Consider the following 24,861-nt stretch of genomic DNA (forward strand, 5'->3'; position numbering starts at 1 on the left):
ATCATTCGATTTTACACTAAACAATTCGTCCTGCCAATTGTTTAATCACTAACCACAAAAAAACAATCCCATCAGGATTGCTTTTTAATCCCTATTCTGGCCAAACATATTTGGCTGTATCAATCACTAGTTGCAATTTATTCCATTGATCGTCTTCTGTTAAATGATTGCCTTCCTCTGTAGAAGCAAAACCACATTGAGCTGACAAACAGAGATCTTCCAATGGCACATATTGGCTCGCGTCTTTAATTCTGGCCTTTAAATCTGCCTGTGATTCCAATTCTGGTTTCTTAGAGGTCACTAAGCCAAGCACGATACGTTGGTGACGGCCATTGTCTGCAATTTTTTTAAGAGGTTCAAAACCGCCAGAACGTTCGTCATCATACTCCAAGAAGTATCCATCAATATGCAATTGGGCTAAATAATCGGCCACTGGATCGTAAGCGCCGGCACCAGCCCATGTTGAAGCGTAGTTTCCACGACAAACGTGCATCGTCAAAGTTAAGTCATCCGGTTTATTATCAGCGATTGCATTAATGGCTCTAACCGCGGCTTCAGCGAGCGGTTTCAGAGCTGGATTAAGGGTGCCTTTTGAAAAACTAGCCCACATTCCCCATGATGTGTCATCAATTTGCAGATAGCGACAGCCCAAATCATAGAAGTGTTGCACTGTCTTTTGATAAGCAACAATGATATCTTCAGTGAAGGCATCAACATCATAATTGTAGTATTCATCATAAATTGAAGCGTCCTTATTTGGAAATAAAACTGAAGGACTAGGAATTGTTTGTTTAGCAGTTACGCCATCAGGGACAATGCTATTCAAATATTTAAAGCCTTCAAAGAAAGGATGATCAGGATTATAAGTCACTTTATCTGTGTATTTAATCCCGCCTTTACGAGTTTCCAAACCGTTAAACGTGTACCCTTTTTCAGGAACGAAAAACTGGGCTCCCTTTAAGCCATCAATGAAATCGAGATGCCACCAGCTACGGTTAAATTCGCCGTCGGTCACAGCTTTCAAACCAAGGTCAACTTGCTTTTTAACAATTCGACTAACTTCTTGGTCCTCTACTTGTTTGAGTTCCTCTGCACTAATTTTTTTGTCATTAAAATTTGCCCTTGCCTGCTTTAAAGCTGCTGGCCGTAATAAACTCCCTACTTCATCATACCGATATGGAAACTTGCTTTGTACACTAACTGTCATCTTACGCACTCTCCTTTAATTTTTTTCAAATTTAAGCAATAAAAAAAGTCCCTGGAATAAATATATTCCAAGGACGAATCATCTCGCGGTACCACCTTAATTTTCGTTTGATTCACACCAAACGACTTAAAAGTACAGCAGAATCTGCTATACTTGTACGCGTTAATGGGCGCACCCAACGTTATCTAATCAATTGATTCGACACCGTTTATCTCCAAGACCATCTTCATCGCTAAATTGTGGCTCCTTTTCACCAACCGGAACCTCTCTGAAAGTCAATCGCACGACTACTCATCTTTTCATTGCTCTTTTATTAATTTGATTTTAATGCAATTCTAATCGTGATAAAATGAATTGTCAAGTCTCAAAATAAAACGGATGATAAGTTTTTACATCTGGTTATTTTTTCCTGCCAAAAAAGAAACTGGCCCCTGCAAAAAGCATCAATATGACGCCAATGATTCTAATTACATTACTCTGTTTTTCGGATGTTTGTGGCAAAACAGTTAATTTTTCAGAATTATATTCACTCAATTTTTCCTTGTTTGAAACAACAGGTTTGGCACTATCCTTACTTTCAACTGTTGTGTTTGCCTTTGATTGTGGTGCCGTTTTGCTGTAAATTACAGTATGAGTCTTTTTATCGTCATTTTTAATGTTGTCATTTGGATTATGCATGGAACCTTGTTGTCTAGTAGAAATTGAATTTGTTCTGGGTGCTGCAGGGGTCCGACTGTAGGTTATGGTATGAGTTTTCTCATCACGACTGATAATATAAAATTCCGGGTCATGCATGGAACCCTGCATAAACGACGAACTAGAGCTGGAATTTGCATTAGCGCTTGAAGATACTGACTGATCACTAGTGATCGTGCTACTACTTGTCTCATTGGCTCTTGAATCAGCCCTAGTTTTTTGGCTAGCTGCTCCGCTGACTAGGGTGCCTAAAGCCGATAAACTAATCAGTAACACTTTAATTTTTTTCATTACAACCATTCCCCTGTATTTACATGTATTAACCTATTCGTCCGATAATAAAGATTTTATTGTTAACCATGAAAAGGCTAACACACTTTTAATGGTGCGTAAAATTTCCCCACAAAAATAATGACTTAGGAGATAAACATGATTAAACCAATCAATCGCGACACCACTTTTCTTTCTCAAAAAGCAATTAAAGCCAACAAATCAGATCAACAAGTGGTCACCAATTTGCTGGACACGCTCAAGTTTCACAAGGATCATTGTGTTGGCATGGCTGCAAATATGATCGGTGTCAACAAACGGATTATTGTTGTTCAAATGGGACCTCTGGCTGTGCCCATGATTAATCCAATTATTACCAAAAAAGTCGCCGCATTCACCACTAAAGAAGGTTGTTTGTCTCTATTGGGTGAGCGTCCAACTACTAGGTATAAACAAATTGAAGTCACTTATCTGGATCAAAAATTCATTCCTCATAAACAGCAATTTTCAGATTGGATTGCCCAAATTATCCAACATGAAGTTGACCATTGCGAAGGAATTTTAATTTGAAAAATCAAAGGAACCCACTAAGTTATAATCTAACTTTAAATATTCCCCATATTCTGTTCTAGCGTGGAAGGTACCGTACAGCTCCTGAAATTTCTACTCGTATGCAAGTTCATCTGCACTTATTGGGATCCTTGATCATGCGTGTTGGCTTTATTTTTATAGATGCTATTGCTCTGTGCAAGTGTTTAGCAATGTCAGTCTATTCAAAAATAAAAAACCATCCAATCATTGATTGGGCCATTATTTTAGCGGTTGACTACTTGCTTTTCCATACACTTTTATGGGAAACTGAAAGTTGGTACAGTCAGGCTATCCTGCCTCTACTGTTCTTAACTGTCACTTTTCCAACCCCATTTTTGAAAGAATCAACCAGCTTCCAAAGCTTCAATTATCATTCCAAAGGGATCCAAGCTCAATGGCTTCGTAGTTTTTTTAAAAACTAATCAACGCTATATTTTAAAAAAGCACAACTTATCTTATTGCTCACGGTAAAATGACGAAAGTAACATACCGGATTGTCTTAACAAATCCGCGTAAAACAGTCCAAAGGATTCAAATTGTACAAACGTTGAAGTACAAATTGGCACCTAATCCACTTAAAACTAATGGAGTTTCACAAACTTACAGCTCCTTAATTTATACATTCAGTACTAAAGCGTAATCAAAAAAATTGTGAGGCCAAAACTTGCTCAAACTAAAAAAGCTTTTTATCCGTTATTACAGCGTAATTAGTTACTTATTTTTTGGTGGTTTAACCACCCTAATTAATATTGTTATATTTAAAGTTTTGAATAATGCCACTACTTGGAACTATCAATTTTCAAACGTTGCGGCCTGGTGTTTATCGGTTTTATTTGCCTATGTAACTAACAAACAATGGGTATTCAATTCAAAAACCTCCAACTCAAAATCACTGATACAAGAAGTGGGATCATTCTTCTTTTTCCGAATCATATCTCTACTTTTCGATATGCTGATCATGTGGACAGGAATCTCGCTTTTAGGCGGAAATGCGCTATTGGTAAAAATCATTGATAACGTGTTAATTGTCATTATTAACTATGTGTTCAGTAAACTATTCATTTTTACTTCTGCACCAGATCATTCGGTAACCAAATGATCCAGTAAAAAATAGAAAAAATGGTCTGAAACAGGATTCACTTCCGCTTCAGGCCATTTTTATTTTAGTAATTTTTACACATTTCGTTTCTTGAAAATCAAGTACCCAAAGAACAGGAATACAACGATATAACCAAGGTTTCCCCACACCAACTGTTCAACCGAGAGTTTTGTGAGTACTTTGTAACTCGAATCTACCACCTGACTCGATAAATTCAGCATATTGATGGGATTCCATTTCAACCACTCCCACTTAGCAATGAGCATAAACATTAGACTGGCAACAATGCTGCTGGCAAAGTAGCCAATAATACCCACAGATACCGCCACGGTCGCATTTTTGAACAAGGTTGCTAAGAGTAAAACTAAGGTCAAAATGAGCCATAATCCAATAAAGTTTCCGCCCATTGTAATTCCTAAATTTTCAAGCAACGTATGCCCATTTCGGCCCACCTTGGCGAGATCAAACGTATTACTAAACAAGGCGACTTTCAAAATAAGCGTCCAAACAAATGAAAGTACATATAAGTAAACAGAATAGAAAAATATTGTAATCCACTTACTCATGATCACCTGACCACGATTATATTTGCGGTACAAGAGCTCTTTGACAGTTCCATACTGAAATTCCATCGAGACAATTGCGCCACAGCCTGCGATCATTAAAAATACAATCCACTCTATTCCCGTAAAATTTGAACTGAATAAACTTTTCGCATCAAAATACTTTGGATAAGCTTTGGCCAATCCAGCAAAAAGCGACATTAAGCCAATTAACAAGATCGTGGCAAAATAGGTACTTTTTTTATGCATTAATTTAAATAATTCCTGATTTATTAAAGTTACCATTTAGTTTCTCCCCCTATTCCGTCAATTGATCATCAGCTAATAAAGCCAGCAATGACGTTTCTAAATCACTTTGTTGATGCTGAATATCTAAAATTTCAATATCGTTATCTACAAATAATTTCAAAATTGGCATTAACTTTTGATTATCTTCTGCAAGGATTCGCACATCCGAGCCCTCACCCAATGTATATCCAGCCTCACTCAATAATTGTTTGGCATGTTCATCATCGGCCGATTTAATCACCAGATATTTTTTGCCTTTATCCGTTAGGGCCTGCATTGAAGATTGTGACACAATCCGTCCTTTATCGATCACCAACACATCATCAACTAACTTTTCGAGTTCACTCAAAATATGACTAGAAATCAAAATGGTTGCCCCATTTTGCGCTAATTTAGTAATAATATTCCGTAAATCTTTATTTGATTCAGGATCCAACCCATTCATTGGTTCATCCAACACAATAAAATGCGGATGATTAATTAAAGCTAACGCGATACCCAGCTTTTGCTTCATCCCTAATGAATAAGATTTTGCCTTCCGCTTGATGTATTTGGTCATCCTCAATTCAGTGACCACTTCATCGATGCGGTGCTGTTGATCATCACCAGTTGCAAACAATTTCAAATGATCCAAGCCGCTTAAAAATGGATAAATTCCAGGATACTCAATCAAGGCACCAACATGTTCTAAACTCGCATGTTTCGTTGCCGTCACATTTTGACCTTCAACGAGAATTTCACCTTTAGAAAAACCGGTCAATCCCAATACAGTTTTCATGATCGTCGATTTTCCGGCCCCATTCGGTCCAACAAGTCCCACAATTCTGCCCTTTTGGACCGTAAAATTAATGTCATGCAAAACCTTTTTACGTCCAAAACTCTTATCTAGATGTTTAACTTCCAGAATATTTGCCATATTTCCCTCCATAAAGTAAATTAGTTAGTTACTCATGTGATTAACTATACATGCCAGATCTTTTTCTGTCAAGGTACAAAAAGGAGGGCTGTTGATCAGCTCTCCTTTTTTCTATTTAGTAAATATTTTTTTGTAGGCTGTTTATTGCAATATTTTTTGAGCTCGATAAGCGTAATGTTTATACAAACCACCATAGCGATTGTGATAATCTTTTTTCCACGGTTTATCCCGTCCACAAAAATGTAAGAAGACAGTATTTTCAATCACCCAGTCCAAAGTCCACCGCCCATTACTAAGCGCGTAATACATGGGACTCCGCCGGGCATCAAAGTTATAAAGTTCATCCGGTATTTTTTTAATTTGATGTCCGTACAAACCATTTAAAACATCTTGATCCGGCAAAAAAAGAGCCATTTTGTTGTCATATATATATTTAAAAATATCGTCACTTTTCACCTGGTCTCGAATCGCTTTTAGATTCAACATCATGATCCCTGAATTAAAATAACTTTCTGCCTCATAATTGCCAAGGCGTAATTTATTTAGCGGTTCCGTCACATTATTCGATAACGCCGAATGGCTGGCCGCTGCGTATAAGGACTCATCCAAATCTAATTGATACAATGCCGATAAATCATTAATTGCTAAAATATCCACATCTAAATAAAGAACTCGGTCTAAGTCAGCCGGTAGATACTCCTGAGCTAATAGTCGATAATAAATTGTTTCTGGATATCGATTAGTGACTGGTGCATTTTCTAAAAAAGTTTCGCCTAAAATAATTGGATGGTAATTCAATCCCAGCCTTTCGCAAAAATTTAGTATTTTTGGTGTTTTCTTTAACTCGTTTTTTTGAATCACATATACATCAAACGTCTGATTTGGCGTATTAATCGTAATTGAATAAAGGGTCGTTAATAATTGATCGACTACATGATTATCAATGGCAAATAGTAAATTCATATCCGTAACATCTCCTAGTCTCCATTATAATATAGCCGCCAGGTAGATAGGAAAAAATTCCAAAATAAAAACTTGCTAGATTTTTAACCTAACAAGTTTTATTTAATTAATTATGCTAAAGCCATTGGTGCGTCAAGTTGGGGACCTTCTCCGCGATGAGCAAGAATCCAGTCATAGTTGTGACAATCACTGCCACCGCTTTGTCGCCATTTAACCAGACAAGCGTTTCATGTAATTTATGGGCTGGTAAAGAGTCAGTTTGAGCATCAGGACTCGTTTGGGAAGCTTCCAAAAAGCCCTTAATGTCACCTTTATACCAAGAAATTTCAAATGTCACCATGAAACTTCCTTTCAAATTTTTATAAACTTAGTCTGCACGTAACGCAATGGCGGCATCTTTCTTGGCTGCCATTCGTGCTGGTATATGGCCACCTAACATGGTCAAAACTGTCGAAACAATCACTAAGATAATTGCTTGCGTTGGATTCAATACGGCAACTCCCGCTAGGCCAGTTACGTTTTCCAAAATCGCATTGATTGGGAAGGTTAACGCCCACGCCACGAAAATTCCAAATACACCGGCCCCAAAGCCGAGGATAAATGTTTCCGCATCAAACACACGAGTAATATCTTTTTTACGAGCACCTAAGGCTTTGAGAACTCCAATTTCTTTGGTTCGTTCCAAGACACTGGTATACGTAATAATCGCAATCATAATCATGGAAGTTACTAACGAAATGCCGGCAAAGGCAACTAAGACGTAAGTAATCGCGTCCATGATCCCACCCGTCATACTAGAAATCGTGCTGGCAAGATCTGTGTAAACCACTTTATCGGCTTTGCTCTTCCCTTTGTTGTACTTGTCTAAATATGAAAGAACTTTATCTTTTTGTTTAAACTTAGTTGGATAAATTTGAATATTAGTTGGTTCTGATTCGTCGCCAAGGGTTGTTAACATTGCCGAGCGCGTAGCCTTATCCATTTTTTGACCAGTCATCACGTTGTTATCGCTCTTCTTTTGAGCAGCAACAATTTTTGAATCTTGGTTAGCGTCTAAAACATCTTTAGTCAAATTAGCACTGTAGGCAATCCCATTTGCTAAAATACCGTCTGAATTTCCAGATACCTTCACCCGAATGATTCCTTTAACCGTCAAAGTTTTGGTACTTGAATTAGCAGCCATTTTTGAATAATTAGTTCCTGATACATAGTTACCAGTTGGCAATTTTGTATAGTAATTATCATTCGCAACCACTTTAATCTTTGTACCCACTAGATCTTTGTAATTAAAGTTCTGACCATCCTTAACAGTGAAACCGAGGTTCTTTAAAGCGTTGATATTGACGGTATTATCCTTATCCACAACCAACACGATATCTGTGGATTTTGTCGGATAACTCCCGGCAAGCACTTTATAGTAGGTTTTTAAGAAACTTTGTTTACCATTACGATCTACCGGATAAACACTACCGTTCAAGCCAGTTGAAGCACTCATCATGGCACTTGCACTGGTTGCAGAACTATCGGGATCACTTGTTGAAAACGTCACGGGTTTGTATTTACCGTCAACTTCGCGTAATAAATTCATCCCTGTGCCGTAGCTTACCGCAATATTTTTGGCATCTTTTTTAGGCATTTTATTCAAATAATCTAAATAATTAGTCGTAATTTTGTTTGTATGTTGAGCTTTATCCTCAGCACTCTTTTCAGCCTTCACCTGATTATTTTTAGCAGCTTTATTATTAGAGCTTCCACTATCACTTGAACTCAGTGCATTAGGATCTGTACTAGTCGGCGAAACGGTCACTGGCATCGTTGATAACGCATCACTTTGGGTCTGGTCCACTTGCTTTTGAAAGCCATTTGAAAGTGCCAAAACGACGGCAATACTGATAATACCAATACTTGAGGCAAATACCGTCAGGAACGTGCGTCCTTTTTTGGTTCGAATGTTTGTATAGGAAAGCTTAAGTGCTGTCCAATAACTCATCTTAGTGTTGTTTAGTGAAAAATCAGATTGTTTTTGTTCTTCTTCAAACGGATTGGAATCGTTTTGGATCTGGCCATCGGCAAACTCAATAATTCGATCTGCGTATTTATGCGCAAGATCAGGATTATGCGTCACCATAATAACGAGACGATCTTTACTCAAATCACGAATCAATTGCATAATCTCGTCACTAGTTTCAGAATCCAACGCTCCCGTGGGTTCATCCGCAAGAAGAATTTCCGGATCATTGGCAATTGCCCGCGCAATCGCAACCCGTTGCATTTGCCCACCAGAAAGTTGATTTGGTTGTTTGTGCATTTGATCTTTGAGCCCAACGCGAATCAAAGCATCCGTTGCTTGTTTCTTTTTTTGAGAAGCTGAAACGCCACTAAGCGTCATCCCCATTTCCACATTTTCCATAATTGAAAGATGTGAAATTAAATTATAGGATTGGAAAATAAAACCAACCGAGTTATTTCGGTAAGCATCCCATTCAGAATCTTTAAAGTTCTTAGTAGATTTTCCTTTAATAAGTAGATCTCCGGAATCATATCGATCTAATCCGCCAATGATATTCAGCATGGTTGTCTTTCCAGATCCACTAGGGCCAAGAATTGCAACAAATTCTTGTTTGCGGAACTCAACTGAAACATCATCTTGTGCCTTTGTAACGGTGTCGCCAACGTGGTAGTACTTGTTGATATGACTTAATTTTAACAACGGCGTGTCCTCTTTTATAATTTATTTTTTGGTTGTTTTCATTTGACAATGGTTAACTATAGGCATATACTTCACAATTGTCAACTATTAAGAATACTTAAATTTTACTTAAAAATCAGGAGACTTAAAAATGGAACCAGAACAGAGCAGTAACGACATTTTTGGACAATTATTCCTAACCCTCATCCAAGCAATTTCGCAAAATCGTTTTCCGGATAAATTCGGTCTGACACGTTTACAAGCCATCACACTCAGAAACGTGTATCGGCAGTCCGGGATCACCATGACACAGCTTGCACAAAAGATCGGCATTACCAGACCACAGCTTACACGGATTATCGATACCCTTGAGGAACGTGGCTTAGTTAGTCGTCACCATAACGATGATAACCACCGCGTCATTAATGTTCTCCGTACTGAAAAAGGAAAAAAAGTTGTAAAAAAACACATGGATCTTATCCAGTCCCGAATTCAAAGGCTGGTTGATACCTTGGATGACGAAGACCAGAAAGCCCTAGTTACTCACTTGCAAGGAACTATCCGTTTAATGGAAAAAGCGGGCATTGTTGAATTAGACTTCGAAAAAAATTAGTTTTGTTAAAAATGGACAGTCTCCCCTTCAGGAGACTGTCCATTTTTATTTTACCAATTTGCAATTGTTTCTTTCATACCGGTTATTAAATCATCAGTCATTCTTTTTTTATCTTTGTACAAACCAAGATCCGTAAACTCAATGAACCCAAAAATAAGACTCATCAAGATTTGAACATGCTGCCTTAATTTGTTTGAATCACCATCACTGCGCTGTAAAATTTTCGTAGGAACTTCTCTTAGTTCCATTAATTTGGCCGCGATTTGATCATGATTTTTAATTTTGCTTACTAGCGTTAACATGCTGTTTAACGCATGATTCTGTTGTGAAAAATCAAAGGTTGCCCTCGCAAAGGACAAAATGGCCTCTTCACCACATGTTTCAAATACGAATGATGCTGGCCTAACAAGTGAACTAGCAACTGAGGTTAATGAATACGGTGCTGAACAAAGTAAAGCTTACCCAGATAAAATTGGGTTCGCAGCCACTTTGCCCTTACCTTATGTTGACGAAAGTATTGCTGAAATCGACCGTGCTCGAACAAACCAGGCAAGTGGATTTACCTTACCAACTAATGCAAATGGTACTTACCTCGGTGATCCAAGTTTAGATCCCATTATGGAAAAATTAAATGAACAAAAAACACTTGTTATGTTACATCCTAACGAGCCTAAACCACTCGCAAAGGATGTAAACAGTGATATTCCTGCCCCAATCATGGAATTTTTCTTTGATACAACGCGGGCTGTGACCAACATGGTGATGCATAATGTTTTCAATCGCTATCCAAACATTAAGTTTATTATCCCCCATGCTGGTTCATTATTACCAGTCATTTCGGATCGACTCGCTTTAGCTCAAAAGCTTAATCCTAATTTGAAAGACGAGCAAGTAGACTTGGCCACCGTTTTGGCAACCCAATATTTCGATGTTGCCGGCATGGTTTTACCACATCAACTACCAGTATTACAACAAGTTTCAGATCCTACTCACTTATTGTACGCTACCGATGCGCCATATACACCTGCAGCACAGGTTGTTCAACTGACCAAAGAACTAGAAAATACCGGTCTCTTGTCTGAAGCAACAAAACAAATGATTTTCTATAAAAATGGTAAACAATTATTAGATGAACTTAAATAAATTCAAAGGGGATTTTTAATATGAGTGAATTAAAATTAGATGGTGCAACATTACATTATGAAACAGTTGGCGAAGGTCCTGTTTTAATCTTCGTTCCTGGTGCCAACGGAACAGGTGATATTTTCAGTCATGCTGCTGAATATTTGAAGGACAGTTATAAAGTTGTGATGTACGATCGCCGTAACTATGGTAAAAGTGAACTAACCAAGCCTTTACCTGATGGTATTAGTGATCCTCATGACACTTACCGGATCAAGACCGACGCGAGTGACTTAGCAGCCTTGGCAAAAGAGGTTAGTGACGGACCCGTTTCAATTCTTGGAAGTAGCTCTGGTTCGATCGTGGTGATGGAAACTTTACAGGATTATCCTGAAATTTTCAAAAAAGCTTTGATCCACGAATCACCAATTAATGTCTTCTTATCAGATTCTGAGCAACAGCAAGCTAACAACCAAACTGTTGTCGATATTGCTCAAAAAGATGGCATGATGGCAGCTATGAAGGAATTTGGTAAGTTCATGCGCATTGGTGCCATTGATGCAAAAATGATGTCCAAACCAGCAACAAACATTGGTGATATTAAAAATGCTGCTAAGAATGCTGATGATCCCAAAACTCGTAGCCAAGCATTTTGGTTTGAAAACGAAATCCGTCAGTATACCAGTCGTAAAATTGATTTTTCAATCTTCGAAAAGAATCGCGATAAACTTGTTTTCTTTGCTGGAACTGGCTCAAATAACTCCTTCCCCGTAGAAATTACCACAGACATTGCAACTAAGGTAAATGTTCCCGTTACCCAAATCCCTGGTGGTCACTTGGGTTATGCCCAATTACCAGAAGGATTTGCTGAAGTTTTGAAAAAAGTTTTAGCTTAACAAATAGGTTTCAAAAGACCTCCACTGAAAATTCAGTGAAGGCCTTTTTTTATCTTCTAATAACTAACTTTCGTATTTCCATAGCGCTTAATTAAACGCATCCCATGTCTTGCATTGTATTTAACTTTGACACTCTTAATCGAGTGACCTTTTCGTGCGTACAATTGAATTGCAGATCGACTGACATGATAACCCGTAAACGAATTACTCTGAATTGCAACAGAGGTCGTATGGGGCATATGCCCATATTGATTCGAGATGATAATATTATTTTCTGGACGCGCACGTTTTAATGTCGTGTTGAAGGTGTTATGGGTAATCGTTAACGATTTGGACGATTCAAAATGCACCGGCGCCCCGAAATAAGTGACATCGGACCCCATTCCACTTAAACGCACAGCATTCTTAACAGTATTGTAGGAGAAAGTCACGTGAGCGATCATGCGACGGTTACTACTAATTGTATCGTGTTGCCCAATTGCAACCTGCGCCAACGAAACTAACTTTTTTCCGCTATATTCTGGTGCCCAGGTATTATGGGTAACCGTAATGTAGGTTGATGGCGTCCCGCTAAAATGGCCTTTCCCATACTTATTAAAACCCGGACCGCCGCTATTATAATTCGCATAATCAGTCTGAATTGACTCGCCATACTCGCCATGATTCCCGTTTTCCCGCATCACTTTAGTACTCAATGTGTGCCCGTATCCATAAAAATGACTTTTAGTAATTGTGATATGCGAACAACCCATTAAGTCAAATATATGCCCGCCGATTCCACATGCTTGGTGAAAGGTTAGTCCGTTAAAGGTGGCTTTGGTAATCCGTAGTAAACGGAATTCATGCCCGCCCCTGTAAAATGTGCCGCCTTTCCAATTCAAGCCACTCGTAAGGACGCCATAAAAGAAGCCGGCTTTTCCGGTGAAAGTAGCTTTAGTGGCGTTGATATGTACATTAGCTTTTGTAGGTAATTTAACATTGCCACTCATTTTAAAATTGCCAACCAATGTAATTGTCTTACCTTTGCCAGCTTTTTTAAATAACGAGTTCAAGGTTGCGTTAGTTTGTTGAGAAACTTTTACTGTAATTTTCTTTGTGACTCCCTGACAAGTAACGGCAATTGTCGTTGTCCCAGCTTTTTCCCCCTTAATAAGACCCTTTTGCGTAATTGTAGCAACACTAGTGCGACTGGAACGCCACGTAAATCGTGCATTTTTCACATTGGTAATCTTACTTTTTAACTGTTTTGTGGCCCCGACATTAACCGTCGAGCCCCCGGTAATACTCAGTTTTGTTTTAGGAACTGTGATCACAATTTGTTTTGTTTGGCCTTGATAAGAAAGTGTGACAGTTGTCTTCCCGGCCTTTTTACCCACAACAAGTCCTTTTTGCGTAACCGTGGCCACATCAGAGCGACTTGAAGTCCAGACCAGTTTGGCATTCTTGACGTTTGTCACAGTACCTTTCAATTAGTCACTAGCCCCAATGATAACCGTGGTATTACCGGTAAGATTCAAATTAGGCGTCACTGATTCAGACGAAGATTCACTTGATGACGCAGATGAACTGCTTGCTTCCGGTGCGGATGAAGATTCACTTGAAACTGAAGAACTTGAGGCGTCCGTTGTTGAAGCACGCACGCTAACTACTTGATATGTATAAACCAACCCAAATAACACTAAGATAGTGCTAAAATAAACTGCTAATTTTTTCATAATAATATTATATCTCCCCTATGATATAGGGTATCACTTTTTAAAGTATAAATTCTAGGTGTAATTATCTTTTTTGTAGTTCATGGACACACTTAACTGTTAACCAGCCGTGATATTTTACTACTTTGCATTTTATTTTATGTTTTTTGATAAAGATGGTATTCTGTCAGAAACAATTCAGATTTTTCCATGTGAGGGACACTTACCATGAAAATTATTAAATTAAATGCTACCAATATAGATCTCAGACCTGCGATCAGCGAAATTTTCGTAGAAGGTTTCTACCAATGGCTAAAGTTTTTTTCCAAAGATAAAACTAAATTAGCAAAAGCCTTTGCTCACGCTTTTAATCCAGAGGTGTTCTATGCAGCAGTTGAAAACGAAAATATCTTGGGGTTTGCAGCTTGTACTGACGGAATTATTCATTCAATCCAATTAGATCAACATGAACTCCGCGTTCATTTGGGCATTTTTATGGGAACACTTGCATACAAAATATTAAAAAAGGAATTTGAAGTAAAACCATATCCGTTTGAAATTACGTCAAACATGGGAACTATCGAATTTGTTGCAACTTCTAAAAATCACCGTGGTCAGGGAGTCGCTACCCAAATCATCAAATATATTCATGAAAACACGCCCTTTAAAAAATACGTACTTGAAGTCGCTGATACGAATGTTAATGCCGTTCGATTATACGAGACCCTTAATTACCAAGTGTTTAAGCGTGTCCCTGAAACCCATACTAAACGGAGTGGCATCAATTTTTATTTATATATGCAGTACATTAAAAGCACTTAAACAGTTAGTAACAGTACTCAGAAAACAAATAACTGCTAAAATCCAGCGGAAATAAAAAAATAGACATTCTCTGTAAAAAGAGAATGTCTATTGATTTGTTCAGAATTAGTCTAATTTAGTCTTGCCTTGAACTTCAAGTTTGTCGTTGAAGTCATAAACAACTGGTTCACCAGTTGCCATTTCAAGATTCATGATATCTTCGTCTGAAATGTTTTCGATATACTTGCTTAAAGCACGTAATGAGTTACCGTGGGCAGCAATGATAACATTCTTGCCGTCTAATAACTTAGGAGCGATTTCGTCTTCCCAGAAAGGAATAACACGTTCCAAAGTAACTTTAAGGTTTTCACCACCAGGAATCATGCGTGGGTCTAAGTTAGCGTAACGACGATCATTTGCTGCTGAACCTTCAGCATCTTTGTCCAACAATGGAGGCAAAGTATCGTATGAACGACGCCAGATATGAACCTGTTCGTCGCCCCATTTTTTAGCTGCTTCAGCCTTGTTTTGGCCTTGTAAAGCACCGTAATGACGTTCGTTTAAGCGCCAGCTCTTAACTTCTGGAATCCAAAGTTGGTCGGATTCTTCCAAAGCATAATGCAAAGTCTTGATTGCACGAGTTAATACTGAAGTGAAAGCATAGTCGAATTCAATGCCTTGTGCCTTGATTAACTTACCAGCATTCTTTGCTTGTTCAACGCCTTTTTCGCTCAAGTCAACGTCTACCCAACCAGTAAATTGGTTAGATAAGTTCCATTCACTTTGACCATGACGGATTAATACTAATTTTGCCATAATGTATGAAAACCTCTTTCTTTTTTAAGTTTACATTTGCTATTTTACACTAAAACGAAACTTTTTGCAGTCCCTATATCAAACGTTTAACTTAATTTAATTACCTATCTTACTGGTTATTAGCCGCTTCACTCACAGAAATGCCCTTTTGATTAGCTTCTTTAATCAAATTTCGAATGTCTTGGTCACTAAACTGGCCCGCTCTATTGCCTAGATCCTGGCGTGCCTGCGTTATTTGCGCCTGACTAATTACTTGGCCGTTCAGTTCAGTGTCTTTCTTCGTCACCGTATATTCATTACTACCTGAATAATTATCGGCCGCTTGTTGTTCAGAAGAACTTAAATTAGGCTTAGGCAAACTCGAAACGGTTCCGTTACCACTCTTCGAATCTGTCCCAGATGTACTACTCTCACTTGTTGCACTGCTCTGCGGATTGCCGTTTGTTGACCCGGGCATCACAGCTTGTGCTAAACCAGTTTTATTGCTCTTTTGCAAAGCCTTAGCTGATTTCCAAATTGAACTATAGTATCCCTTTTTGAACTCCTTGGTATTAAATAAAGTATCCAATTGTTCATTTGAGAGTTCAAACGATTGCGCCTGATTTAATTCCCGCGCATAGTCCAAAGTTTTATTATATTTAGTGACATTTTTTTGAACAACTTCAATCTCTTTAATCTTCTTGTGGGCCCGCTCATTTAAAACTTCTGAACCTTTGTGAATTTTATAAACCCGTGCAAAAGTTCTCTTTGAAGCTGAAAAATGATGGTTCTCAAGCTGATCCATTCCATTTACAAATGTTTTGGTTTGTTTCAACCGATTGGTTGCGGTTGGATCACTATTTCTCCGCGTCAAAGCGGACTGAAAGTAGTTTTCTGCAGCCGTGTAGTTGTTATCTTTAATAGCCGCTGCCGCATTCTCCATCTCTAAATGATATTGGTTCTCAATAGATTGATGTCGTGAAAATGCATAGCCTCCAACTATCAAAATCACCACAAATGTCACAATTACCCATGTCCATTTTTTCAAACGTGCCACCCCCAATTACATTAACTCTAAATTCAATCAACAGTACGATTAATTATATCATGTTCTCAAATAAAAAATCCGTTTTCAAGATTCCTAATAAAACTTAACATTCGAAAAATTAAATCCGAGAGCGTATAATAGTCTTGTTTATGATTGCATTCAATAAGAAAGGACCCGAATTGATGTTAGAAAAGAAATTTTACAAGACGTTTTTTAAGCACTCTTTCAATATCCCAATCAAAGTTAATTATTGGGATGGTAGTTCTGAAGTATATGGAGATGCTACTCCAGAGGTTACCATTACCATCAATGAAGCAGTCCCAATCAAGCAAGTTATTAACAACGCTTCTATTGCCCTTGGCGAAGCCTTTATGGATGGCCGAATTGAAATTGACGGAAGTATCCAGGCCTTATTAACTTCGGCTTACGAAACAGCAGGCAGCTTTTTCCATGATAAGAAGTTTATTCACTTTCTTCCCAAACAGAAACATGATGAAAAAGAAAGTAAAGAAGATGTTCAGAATCACTATGACATCGGAAATAACTTCTATAATTTATGGCTAGATCCAACGATGACTTATTCATGTGCGTATTTCGAAAAAGATACAGATGACCTCGAAACGGCACAAATTAATAAAGTTCACCATATTTTAAATAAATTGAACCCGCAACCTCGGCGAACTCTTTTGGATATTGGCTGTGGTTGGGGAACTTTAATGCTAACCGCCGCTAAGGAATACGACTTACGTGTGGTTGGTGTGACCCTTTCTCAAGAACAATTCAACTTGGTCAACCAAAAGATCAAAGATGAAGGTTTAGAGAATGTGGCTGAAGTTCGTTTACAAGATTATCGCGAAATCAAAGACGAACAATTCGACTACATAACTAGTGTTGGTATGTTTGAACATGTAGGTAAAGAGAATCTCCAAACTTACTTCAAATGTGTCGCTGACTACCTTAAAACTGACGGTGTGGCTTTGATTCACGGTATCACTCGTCAACAAGGTGGCGCTAATAATGGTTGGTTAAACAAATGGATTTTCCCAGGTGGCTATGTGCCAGGCTTGGAAGAAAACATTCACCATATTATCGAAAATGGTTTGCAGATTGACGATCTGGAACCTTTACGTCGTCATTATCAAAAAACCACGGAAATCTGGGATAAGAATTTCAATGAACATCGCGAAGAGGTCAAAGAAATGTTTGACGAACGCTTCGTGCGCATGTGGGATCTTTATCTGCAAGCATGTTCCGCATCATTTGAATCCGGCAATATCGATGTCATCCAGTACTTATTAACAAAAGGGACTGGCGCAAGCAGCAATGTATTGCCAATGACTAGAGAATACATGTACAAATAATGAAATAGTTTAACCAGAAACGTATCGAATCTTGAGAGATAATCTCACTACGGATATGCTTCTTTTTTTGAATTTTTTTAAAAATAACTACTAAAAAAGCAGACCTAGAAGTCGCTCAACTTCTAGGTCTGCTTTAACCTTATTTATCCAATTTTACTCTTCATCATCATGTTTCCGACGTTTCAATCCAAACAATGCTAGGAAACCACTTAAGATTATCATCCCAATTACTGACGCACCATTTTCATGTTGTTCATCAGTTTGTGGTAACACACCAGCTTTAACAACTGGGATGTCTTTGTCCGCCTTACCTTTAGCGTTTGAATACTTAACATTATCGATACTTACACCCGAAGTATCTTTTCCAGATCCAGAACCCGTTCCAGGAGTTGTTGGCACATTAGGCGTTGTCCCACCATTACCTGGCTTATGGTTTCCACCAGGATTATCAGGTTTGTTGCCACCTTCACCAGGGTTAGAAGGATTTCCAGGGTTTGTTCCATCGCCACCAGAAATCTTCTTGTACTGAACAACTACTAAACTATCTTCTGGTTTATTCATTGTGGCTGTCGGAATGGACTCAGCTACATCACCACTGTTCGTGTATCCAGACAAGTCTGGCGTTGCAACAGCCTCATAAACTCCTTGAGGTGTATAGGAAACTTCCCCAGTTGTCTTGTTAGTGACTACCTTGTAAACAACGTTTTCAATCACATCATGAGGTGTCTGCTTACCAGCCCCTTCATAGTGAACGGTTCGAGTAACCGTAATTTCACTATACTCGAGGTTATTGGTTGGTTTGTAGGTAACCGTCACAGTTGAATCGGTCGGCTTATTAGTCGTTGTTGCCGGTGTATACCCAGCCACATCACCACTGTTGGTAAACCCGTTAATGTCAGGCGTTTTAACTGCAGCATAGCCAGATTCTGGTGTGTAAACTGATTCACCAGTGGCCTTGCTTGTTGCGACATCGTAAACGATTGACTGAGTTTTATCAGCAGGTGTCCTTACTCCAGCGCCGGTATAGTGAACGGTCTGGTTTACAGTAATTTTACTGTGGGTAATGACATCTTTAATCGTGTAAGTGCCACTGATAAAGTCGCCATCGGTAAGATCATAGTTTGGATTAGCAGCTGATACTTTAGCTTTACCACTATCGTTCAAACTAACTTGATAATCACCAACGTTTATTGGGACCCCGTCAACCTCTTTACCTGTGGCTTTATCTACAAAGACAAAATCAGAGTTTGTTAAGTTGCCTGGATTCTTAAGATCCGACCCGATCGTGATAGTAAAGTCTGGTGAACTTTCGCCATAATTTGATGAAGCGTCATTCACCTTAACTTGTGTGGTCGTTTCACCTGGTGTGGTGCCAGCCTTTACAATTGTCATCGAACCACCACTCACGGTAATGTCATAGTTACTGTTAACTTCATTATCATCAGCTTTCACAGTCACATCATAATGGCCAACATTCGTGTGACTATTATTACCAGTTGTATAGGTGATGGTTTCGCCTTCAACGGCACCTTCAGTCACAACGTCTAAACTATGAGCTTGACCATTGTACGTAATGTCATCATTACTTGTGACGGTTAAAGTTGCTTGGGCTTTACTAATTGTGGCTTTGCTGACAAGCGTGGTTAGATCGCCTAAATCATAGTTACTATTAGCCGATTTAACTTTATCAATCCCACTTGCTGTTAGCTTAATTTGATAGTCGTCCGCATTAACTGGGTCAGTGACTTCTTTACCATTTTTATCATAATAAGCATAGTCGCCAACTGCTAACGTCACATTATTTTCAGGACCTTGCACAACTGGACTATCAGCAAACGTCTTGCCATCATACGTCTTACTCAAATTGTCACCTTGAGCATCCCCAATACTAATTTTGCCGTCTGACGTTGTGGCTTTCACAATTGTCATCGAACCACCAATAACTGTAATGTCGTAGTTGCTGTTGACATCATTTTTATCAGCGGTTACCGTCACATCATACTGACCGACCGTCGTATGCTCATTGTTGCCGGTGGTATAAGTGATGGTTTCACCATTCACTGCACCTTCTGTCACAACGTCTAAGCTATGCGCCTCCCCATCATACGTAATCTCATCATTACTTGTGACGGTTAAAGTTGCTTTGGCTTTACTAATTGTGGCTTTGTTGACAAGCGTGGTTAGATCGCCTAAATCATAGTTACTATTGGCATCCGCGACCGCTTTAATTCCAGCTGCAGTTAGTTTAACGGTGTAATCGCCTGCGTTTGTAGGATCTTTAACCACATTACCGTTGGCATCGAAATATTCGTAGTCGCCATCTCTTAAAGTAACATCGGCTTCAGGTCCTTGAACCACTGGACTTTCACCAAACGACTTTCCATCATAGGTCTTTTTAAGATTTTCTCCTTTGGCATTGCCAATACTAATCTCACCCTCTGGGGTCGTTGCTTTGATAATCGTCATTGAGCCTTTCACGACTGTAATGTCATAGTTATCGTTGACATCATTTTTATCAGCGGTTACCGTCACATCATATTGACCAACATTGGTATTGCTGTTGTGATCAGTTGTATAGGTGATGGTTTCCCCATTAACGGCACCTTCAGTCGCAACGTCTAAGCTATGTGCCTTCCCATCATACGTAATCTCATCATTACTTGTGACAGTCAAAGTTGCTTTAGCTTTACTAATTGTGGCTTTGTTGACAATCGCACTTAAATCACCTAAGTCGTAACCATTATTGGCATTAGTGACTGCTGTGATCCCAGACTCAGTTAATTTAATCGTGTAGTCGCCTGCGTTAACTGGATCTTTTACTTCATTACCATCCTTATCGTAAAATACATACTCTCCAGTTGTTAAGATGACGTCATTCTCTGGTCCTTGAACAACAGGATTCCCACTAAACGTCTTACCATCATAAGTTTTACTGAGATCTTCTCCGTCCGCATTACCGATAGTGATTTCACCTGTTGTTGGGGCTTTAACAATCGTCATTGAGCCCTTGCCAGGAGTAATCTCATAGTTGCTGTTAACTTCATTATCATCGGCACTGGCCGTAACCTCATAGTGACCGATTGTTATCTGACTGTTGTTTTTAGCTGTATATGTGATCGTCTCACCGTATACTGCGCCCGTTACCTCAATATCTATGCTATGCGTATCGCCATCGTATGTGATATTGTCATTGCTTACGATATTAATTTTCGCTGGTGCTTTTCGGATCGTAGCCTCATTCGTCAAAGGACTTAAATCACCTAAATCGTAGTCACTGTTCGCATCCGTGACCGTTTTAATCCCAGCCTCAGTCAGTTTAATCGTGTAATCACCGGCATTAACTGGATCTGTAACAACCTTACCTTCAACGTCCAAATATTCGTATTCGTCACTTGTTAAAATAACATCCTTTTCCGGTCCCTGAACCACGGGACTTTCACCAAACGTTTTGCCATCATACGTCTTGCTTAAATCATTACCATTTGCATTACCGATGATGATTTCGCCAGGTGTCGTTGGTGCTTTAACAATCGTCATTGAGCCAGAGCCTGCCGTAATTTCATAGTTGCTGTTAACTGCATTATCCTTATCGGCGCTTGCTGTCACATCGTATTGGCCAACTGATGTGTGACTATTATTAACAGTTGTATAGGTGATGGTTTCACCATTTACTGCACCAGTGACTTCAATCTTCAAACTATGTGCATCGCCATTGTACACAACATGATTATCACTGGTAATGTTGATGCTAGCCTTTGCTTTTTGGATCGTGGCTTTGTTGACCACTTCAGTTAAGTCGCCTACATCATAGTTACTATTGGCATCTGTGACCGCAGTGATTCCAGACTTAGTTAACTTAATCGTGTAATCTCCTGCGTTAACTGGATTTGTAACTTCATTACCGTCTTTATCGTGAAATGCATACTCTCCAGTTGTTAAGATGACGTCATTCTCTGGCCCTTGAACTACAAGGCTCCCACTAAATGTCTTACCATCATAAGTTTTACTGAGATCTTCTCCATTCACATCGCCAATCTTAATTTCACCAGGCTTTGTTGGGGATTTAACAATCGTCATTGAACCTTTACCACTGGTAATCTCATAGTTACTATTGACCGAACTATCATCAGTGTTGGCTGTCACGTCATATTGACCAACCGCTGTGTGGCTATTGTTGTCAACTGTATAAGTGATCGTTTCACCATTTACCGCACCAGTCACCTCAATATCTAAACTATGTGAAGAACCATCATACATGATGTTATCATCACTGGTGATATTGATACTAGCCTTCGCTTTTTGGATTGTGGCTTTGTTAACCACCTCGGTTAAGTCACCCAACTCGTAGTTACTGTTAGCTACTTTAACTTTGGCCACGCCACTTGAAGTTAGGTTAATTGTATATTCACCCGCATTAACTGGATTTGTAACTTCAGTACCGTCTTGGTTGTAATAGGCATACTCACCGGCCTCTAAGGTAACATCCGCCTCTGGTCCTTGAACTACTGGATTCGAGCTAAACGACTTGCCATCGTATGTTTTACTGAGATCGTTGCCGTTCGCATCACCAATCGTAATTTCACCAGGCATTGTTGGGGCTTTAACAATTGTCATTGAGCCTTTGCCATTGGTAATCTCATAGTTACTGTTGACCAAGCTACCATCGCCGTTGGCCGTCACATTATATTGACCGACCGCTGTGTGACTATTGTTGTCAACTGTATAAGTGATTGTTTCACCATTTACCGCACCAGTTACCTCAATTTTTAAGCTATGTGAAGAACCATCATACGTGATGTTATTGTCACTGGTGATATTGATGCTAGCCTGTGCTTTTTGGATTGTGGCATTATTAACAAGCGTCTTCAAATCTCCCAAGTCATAATTACTATTGGCATTTGTGACCGCTTGGATCCCGGCTTCAGTTAATTTGATCGTGTAATTTCCTGCATTAACTGGATCCGTCACTTCTTTGCCATCTTTATCGTAATACGCGTACTCCCCAGCTGTTAAAGTAACGTTTTTCTCTGGGCCTTGAACTACGAGGCTATCGCTAAACGACTTGCCATCATACGTCTTGCTCAAGTCATCTCCATTCGCATCACCGATATGAATTTCGCCAGACGGTGTCACCGCTTTTTCAATTGTCATTGAGCCATTAGTAACCGTAATATCATAGTTACTATTAACAGCATCAACAGCAGCTGTTGCTTTGACGTCATATTGACCGACCACTGTGTGACTATTGTTTTCAACCGTATAAGTGATCGTTTCGCCGTTTACTGCTCCAGTCACCTCAATAACCAAACTATGGGCATTGCCGTCATACGTGATTTTGTCATTACTTACGATATTAATTTTCGCTGGGGCCTTATTGATTGTGGCTGTATTCTTCAGTGTAGTTAAGTCGCCCAAATCATAATTACTATTTGCGGCAGTCACAGCTGCAATTCCGGCCTCTGTTAGTTTAATTGTGTAACTGCCAGCATTGACAGGATCCGTCACTTCTTTGCCATCTTTATTGTAATATGCGTATTCACCCGTTTTTAATGGAACATTATTTTCTGGCCCTTGTACTACTAATACTGGGCTCCCACTAAACGTCTTACCATCATACGTTTTGATTAATTCAGCCCCATTTGCATCCCCAATAATAATTTCACCAGGTGATGTTGGTGCTTTCACAATTGTCATTGATCCAGAACCTGCTTTGATTTCGTAATTGCTGTTAACGGCGTTATCATCAGCCGTTGCCGAAACATCATATTGGCCAACCGTTGTCTGACTGTTGTTTTCAGCTGTATAGGAAATCGTCTCACCATTTACTGCCCCAACCACCTCAATCTGCAAGCTATGCGCCACACCATCGTAAGTAATGTCGTCATTGCTTGTGACGTTGATCGTTGCTGTCGCTTTATTAATTGTGGCTTTGTTGACCACGGTAGTTAAATCGCCTAAATCATAATTACTGTTCGCAGCTGTCACGGCTTTGATTCCAGACTCGGTTAATTTAATCGTGTAATCGCCGGCATTTTTAGGATCTGTAACGACACTACCTGCTGCGTCGAAATACGCATAATCGCCGCTTTCTAAAGTGACATCGTTTTCTGGTCCTTGCACAACCGGACTGCCATTAAACGAGTGCCCATCGTACGTTTTGCTGAGGTCATTACCTTTCACATCACCAACTGTAATTTCACCTGGTGTTGTGGAAGCTTTGACAATTGTCATTGATCCGGTGCCTGCTGTAATTTCATAGTTACTATTAACCGCATTATCAGTTGCCGTTGTTGAAACATCGTATTGACCAACCGTTGTCTGGCTATTATTTTCTGTTGTATACGCGATTATTTCACCATTTACTGCGCCGGTTACCTCAATAACCAAACTATGGGCATCGCCATCATACGTAATCTTGTCATTACTTACGACATTGATACTTGCCTTCGCTTTATTGATCGTGGCGTCGTTGGTCAAACCACTTAAGTCGCCTAAATCATAGTTACTGTTTGCGTCAGTAATAGCTTTGATCCCGGCATCAGTTAGCTTAATCGTATAATTGCCAGCGTTTAACGGCTCTGTAACAACCTTACCGTCAGCGTCTAAATACTCATAGTCACCAGTTGCCAAGGTCACATCTTTTTCTGGACCTTGCACCACTGGACTCTCAATAAATGTTTTCCCATCATACGTTTTGTTAAGATCGTTACCGTTTGCATCCCCGATCGAAATTTCACCAGGTTTTGTTGGTGCCTTAACAATCGTCATTGAACCCGTACCTGCGGTTATTTCGTAATTACTGTTAATCGCATTAGTGTCAGCCGTGGTTGTAACATCATATTGACCGACTGTCGACTGACTATTGTTGGAAACTGTGTAGGTAATCGTTTCGCCGTTTACTGCACCAGTAACCTCAATCTCTAAACTATGCGCATTCCCGTCATACGTAATCTTGTCATTGCTTGTAACGTTGATGCTGGCTTGGGCCTTATTAATTGTGGCGTCGTTGGTCAAACCACTTAAGTCACCTAATTCATAACCACTATTCGCATCTGTAACAGCTTTGATCCCGGCTTCGGTAAGTTTAATTGTGTAACTACCCGCGTTTACAGGATCAGTCACTTCGTTGCCGTCTTGATCGTAATAGGCATACTCACCGGTTGTTAAAGTGACATCTTCTTCTGGGCCTTGCACAACGATCACGGAACTTTCAGTAAACGTCTTGCCATCATACGTCTTGCTCAAGTCA

21 protein-coding genes and 1 other annotated feature are annotated in these 24,861 nt (G+C 39.4%); of the genes, 8 read left to right on the forward strand and 13 right to left on the reverse strand.

All coding sequences use genetic code 11. The features are described from left to right. Positions 1–91: 91 nt before the first annotated feature. Both PI20285_RS08855 and PI20285_RS08860 read right to left on the reverse strand, forming a co-directional pair. Positions 92–1,207 carry a 5-methyltetrahydropteroyltriglutamate--homocysteine S-methyltransferase gene (locus PI20285_RS08855; protein ID WP_057774083.1) on the reverse strand — a complete coding sequence of 372 codons (1,116 nt, stop codon included), beginning with the start codon at positions 1,205–1,207 and terminating at the stop codon, positions 92–94. 66 nt (positions 1,208–1,273) lie between these two features. Further along, positions 1,274–1,519, reverse strand: a binding site (T-box leader). 87 nt (positions 1,520–1,606) lie between these two features. Continuing rightward, on the reverse strand, positions 1,607–2,194 hold the full coding sequence (locus PI20285_RS08860) for an LPXTG cell wall anchor domain-containing protein (RefSeq protein WP_057774081.1): 588 nt from the start codon (positions 2,192–2,194) through the stop codon (positions 1,607–1,609). A 138-nt stretch (positions 2,195–2,332) separates the two neighbouring features. On the opposite strand from PI20285_RS08860, the gene PI20285_RS08865 reads away from it, so the two are divergent. The 3 genes from PI20285_RS08865 (at position 2,333) to PI20285_RS08875 (ending at position 3,863) form a co-directional block, all read left to right on the forward strand. Next, positions 2,333–2,743 (forward strand): peptide deformylase, encoded by a 411-nt coding sequence (locus PI20285_RS08865; protein WP_057774079.1) that lies wholly within the window; start codon positions 2,333–2,335, stop codon positions 2,741–2,743. Positions 2,744–2,880: 137 nt separating this feature from the next. Further along, complete coding sequence (locus tag PI20285_RS08870) at positions 2,881–3,186, forward strand: hypothetical protein (RefSeq protein WP_156406525.1); 306 nt, start codon at positions 2,881–2,883, stop codon at positions 3,184–3,186. A 242-nt stretch (positions 3,187–3,428) separates the two neighbouring features. Further along, complete coding sequence (locus tag PI20285_RS08875) at positions 3,429–3,863, forward strand: GtrA family protein (protein WP_057774075.1); 435 nt, start codon at positions 3,429–3,431, stop codon at positions 3,861–3,863. Positions 3,864–3,937: 74 nt separating this feature from the next. Here PI20285_RS08875 and PI20285_RS08880 read toward each other — a convergent pair whose 3' ends face one another. The 5 genes from PI20285_RS08880 to PI20285_RS08900 all read right to left on the reverse strand — a co-directional run bounded on the left by PI20285_RS08880 (position 3,938) and on the right by PI20285_RS08900 (position 9,303). Beyond that, a complete protein-coding gene (locus PI20285_RS08880; protein WP_057774073.1) occupies positions 3,938–4,711 on the reverse strand; it encodes an ABC transporter permease in 774 nt (257 codons plus the stop codon). 13 nt (positions 4,712–4,724) lie between these two features. Continuing rightward, entirely contained in the window at positions 4,725–5,630 is a 906-nt protein-coding gene (locus tag PI20285_RS08885; RefSeq protein ID WP_057774071.1) for an ABC transporter ATP-binding protein, read from the reverse strand. A 141-nt stretch (positions 5,631–5,771) separates the two neighbouring features. Next, complete coding sequence (locus tag PI20285_RS08890) at positions 5,772–6,593, reverse strand: glycosyltransferase family 8 protein (protein WP_057774069.1); 822 nt, start codon at positions 6,591–6,593, stop codon at positions 5,772–5,774. 115 nt (positions 6,594–6,708) lie between these two features. Next, a complete protein-coding gene (locus tag PI20285_RS08895) occupies positions 6,709–6,933 on the reverse strand; it encodes a hypothetical protein (RefSeq protein WP_057774067.1) in 225 nt (74 codons plus the stop codon). A 27-nt stretch (positions 6,934–6,960) separates the two neighbouring features. Next, the gene (locus PI20285_RS08900) at positions 6,961–9,303 is read right to left on the reverse strand and encodes an ABC transporter ATP-binding protein/permease (protein ID WP_057774066.1); all 2,343 of its coding nucleotides are present in this window, start codon (positions 9,301–9,303) and stop codon (positions 6,961–6,963) included. Positions 9,304–9,433: 130 nt separating this feature from the next. On the opposite strand from PI20285_RS08900, the gene PI20285_RS08905 reads away from it, so the two are divergent. Then, complete coding sequence (locus tag PI20285_RS08905) at positions 9,434–9,895, forward strand: MarR family winged helix-turn-helix transcriptional regulator (protein WP_057774064.1); 462 nt, start codon at positions 9,434–9,436, stop codon at positions 9,893–9,895. 50 nt (positions 9,896–9,945) lie between these two features. On the opposite strand, the gene PI20285_RS08910 is transcribed toward PI20285_RS08905, so the two are convergent. Continuing rightward, entirely contained in the window at positions 9,946–10,197 is a 252-nt protein-coding gene (locus PI20285_RS08910) for a hypothetical protein (RefSeq protein WP_158694991.1), read from the reverse strand. Between the two features lie 58 nt (positions 10,198–10,255). On the opposite strand from PI20285_RS08910, the gene PI20285_RS08915 reads away from it, so the two are divergent. Next, complete coding sequence (locus tag PI20285_RS08915) at positions 10,256–11,038, forward strand: amidohydrolase family protein (RefSeq protein WP_057774059.1); 783 nt, start codon at positions 10,256–10,258, stop codon at positions 11,036–11,038. 20 nt (positions 11,039–11,058) lie between these two features. Beyond that, entirely contained in the window at positions 11,059–11,913 is an 855-nt protein-coding gene (locus PI20285_RS08920; RefSeq protein ID WP_057774057.1) for an alpha/beta fold hydrolase, read from the forward strand. Between the two features lie 56 nt (positions 11,914–11,969). Here PI20285_RS08920 and PI20285_RS08925 read toward each other — a convergent pair whose 3' ends face one another. Together PI20285_RS08925 and PI20285_RS08930 are read right to left on the reverse strand one after the other, a co-directional pair. Continuing rightward, positions 11,970–13,382, reverse strand: a complete 1,413-nt coding sequence (locus PI20285_RS08925) for an Ig-like domain-containing protein (RefSeq protein WP_057774056.1) — start codon at positions 13,380–13,382, stop codon at positions 11,970–11,972. Further along, positions 13,383–13,628 carry a hypothetical protein gene (locus tag PI20285_RS08930; RefSeq protein ID WP_057774054.1) on the reverse strand — a complete coding sequence of 82 codons (246 nt, stop codon included), beginning with the start codon at positions 13,626–13,628 and terminating at the stop codon, positions 13,383–13,385. It abuts the gene before it with no gap. A 207-nt stretch (positions 13,629–13,835) separates the two neighbouring features. Here PI20285_RS08930 and PI20285_RS08935 point away from each other — a divergent pair, with 207 nt between their 5' ends. Continuing rightward, positions 13,836–14,429 (forward strand): GNAT family N-acetyltransferase, encoded by a 594-nt coding sequence (locus tag PI20285_RS08935; RefSeq protein ID WP_057774052.1) that lies wholly within the window; start codon positions 13,836–13,838, stop codon positions 14,427–14,429. A gap of 105 nt (positions 14,430–14,534) precedes the next feature. On the opposite strand, the gene PI20285_RS08940 is transcribed toward PI20285_RS08935, so the two are convergent. Together PI20285_RS08940 and PI20285_RS08945 are read right to left on the reverse strand one after the other, a co-directional pair. Continuing rightward, positions 14,535–15,224 carry a 2,3-diphosphoglycerate-dependent phosphoglycerate mutase gene (locus tag PI20285_RS08940; protein WP_057774050.1) on the reverse strand — a complete coding sequence of 230 codons (690 nt, stop codon included), beginning with the start codon at positions 15,222–15,224 and terminating at the stop codon, positions 14,535–14,537. A 109-nt stretch (positions 15,225–15,333) separates the two neighbouring features. Then, a complete protein-coding gene (locus PI20285_RS08945) occupies positions 15,334–16,251 on the reverse strand; it encodes a hypothetical protein (protein WP_057774047.1) in 918 nt (305 codons plus the stop codon). A gap of 182 nt (positions 16,252–16,433) precedes the next feature. On the opposite strand from PI20285_RS08945, the gene PI20285_RS08950 reads away from it, so the two are divergent. Beyond that, on the forward strand, positions 16,434–17,612 hold the full coding sequence (locus PI20285_RS08950) for an SAM-dependent methyltransferase (RefSeq protein WP_057774046.1): 1,179 nt from the start codon (positions 16,434–16,436) through the stop codon (positions 17,610–17,612). A 153-nt stretch (positions 17,613–17,765) separates the two neighbouring features. Here the strand turns inward: PI20285_RS08950 and PI20285_RS08955 are convergent, their stop codons facing one another. Beyond that, positions 17,766–24,857, reverse strand: coding sequence for an MBG domain-containing protein (locus PI20285_RS08955; RefSeq protein ID WP_105782227.1), 7,092 nt, complete (start codon positions 24,855–24,857; stop codon positions 17,766–17,768). Positions 24,858–24,861 lie beyond the last annotated feature (4 nt).

It is taken from the genome of Pediococcus inopinatus (assembly GCF_002982135.1).
Lineage (GTDB): Bacteria > Bacillota > Bacilli > Lactobacillales > Lactobacillaceae > Pediococcus > Pediococcus inopinatus.

Excerpts from the sequence above, each read along its gene's own strand:
- PI20285_RS08890 (WP_057774069.1), bottom strand. The coding sequence starts at position 6,593 with ATGAATTTACTATTTGCCATTGATAATCATGTAGTCGATCAATTATTA.
- PI20285_RS08885 (WP_057774071.1), bottom strand. The coding sequence starts at position 5,630 with ATGGCAAATATTCTGGAAGTTAAACATCTAGATAAGAGTTTTGGACGT.
- PI20285_RS08935 (WP_057774052.1), top strand. The coding sequence starts at position 13,836 with ATGAAAATTATTAAATTAAATGCTACCAATATAGATCTCAGACCTGCG.
- PI20285_RS08860 (WP_057774081.1), bottom strand. The coding sequence starts at position 2,194 with ATGAAAAAAATTAAAGTGTTACTGATTAGTTTATCGGCTTTAGGCACC.
- PI20285_RS08905 (WP_057774064.1), top strand. The coding sequence starts at position 9,434 with ATGGAACCAGAACAGAGCAGTAACGACATTTTTGGACAATTATTCCTA.
- PI20285_RS08880 (WP_057774073.1), bottom strand. The coding sequence starts at position 4,711 with ATGGTAACTTTAATAAATCAGGAATTATTTAAATTAATGCATAAAAAA.
- PI20285_RS08865 (WP_057774079.1), top strand. The coding sequence starts at position 2,333 with ATGATTAAACCAATCAATCGCGACACCACTTTTCTTTCTCAAAAAGCA.
- PI20285_RS08930 (WP_057774054.1), bottom strand. The coding sequence starts at position 13,628 with ATGAAAAAATTAGCAGTTTATTTTAGCACTATCTTAGTGTTATTTGGG.
- PI20285_RS08920 (WP_057774057.1), top strand. The coding sequence starts at position 11,059 with ATGAGTGAATTAAAATTAGATGGTGCAACATTACATTATGAAACAGTT.
- PI20285_RS08950 (WP_057774046.1), top strand. The coding sequence starts at position 16,434 with ATGTTAGAAAAGAAATTTTACAAGACGTTTTTTAAGCACTCTTTCAAT.
- PI20285_RS08910 (WP_158694991.1), bottom strand. The coding sequence starts at position 10,197 with ATGTTAACGCTAGTAAGCAAAATTAAAAATCATGATCAAATCGCGGCC.
- PI20285_RS08895 (WP_057774067.1), bottom strand. The coding sequence starts at position 6,933 with ATGGTGACATTTGAAATTTCTTGGTATAAAGGTGACATTAAGGGCTTT.
- PI20285_RS08870 (WP_156406525.1), top strand. The coding sequence starts at position 2,881 with ATGCGTGTTGGCTTTATTTTTATAGATGCTATTGCTCTGTGCAAGTGT.
- PI20285_RS08915 (WP_057774059.1), top strand. The coding sequence starts at position 10,256 with ATGGCCTCTTCACCACATGTTTCAAATACGAATGATGCTGGCCTAACA.
- PI20285_RS08855 (WP_057774083.1), bottom strand. The coding sequence starts at position 1,207 with ATGACAGTTAGTGTACAAAGCAAGTTTCCATATCGGTATGATGAAGTA.
- PI20285_RS08940 (WP_057774050.1), bottom strand. The coding sequence starts at position 15,224 with ATGGCAAAATTAGTATTAATCCGTCATGGTCAAAGTGAATGGAACTTA.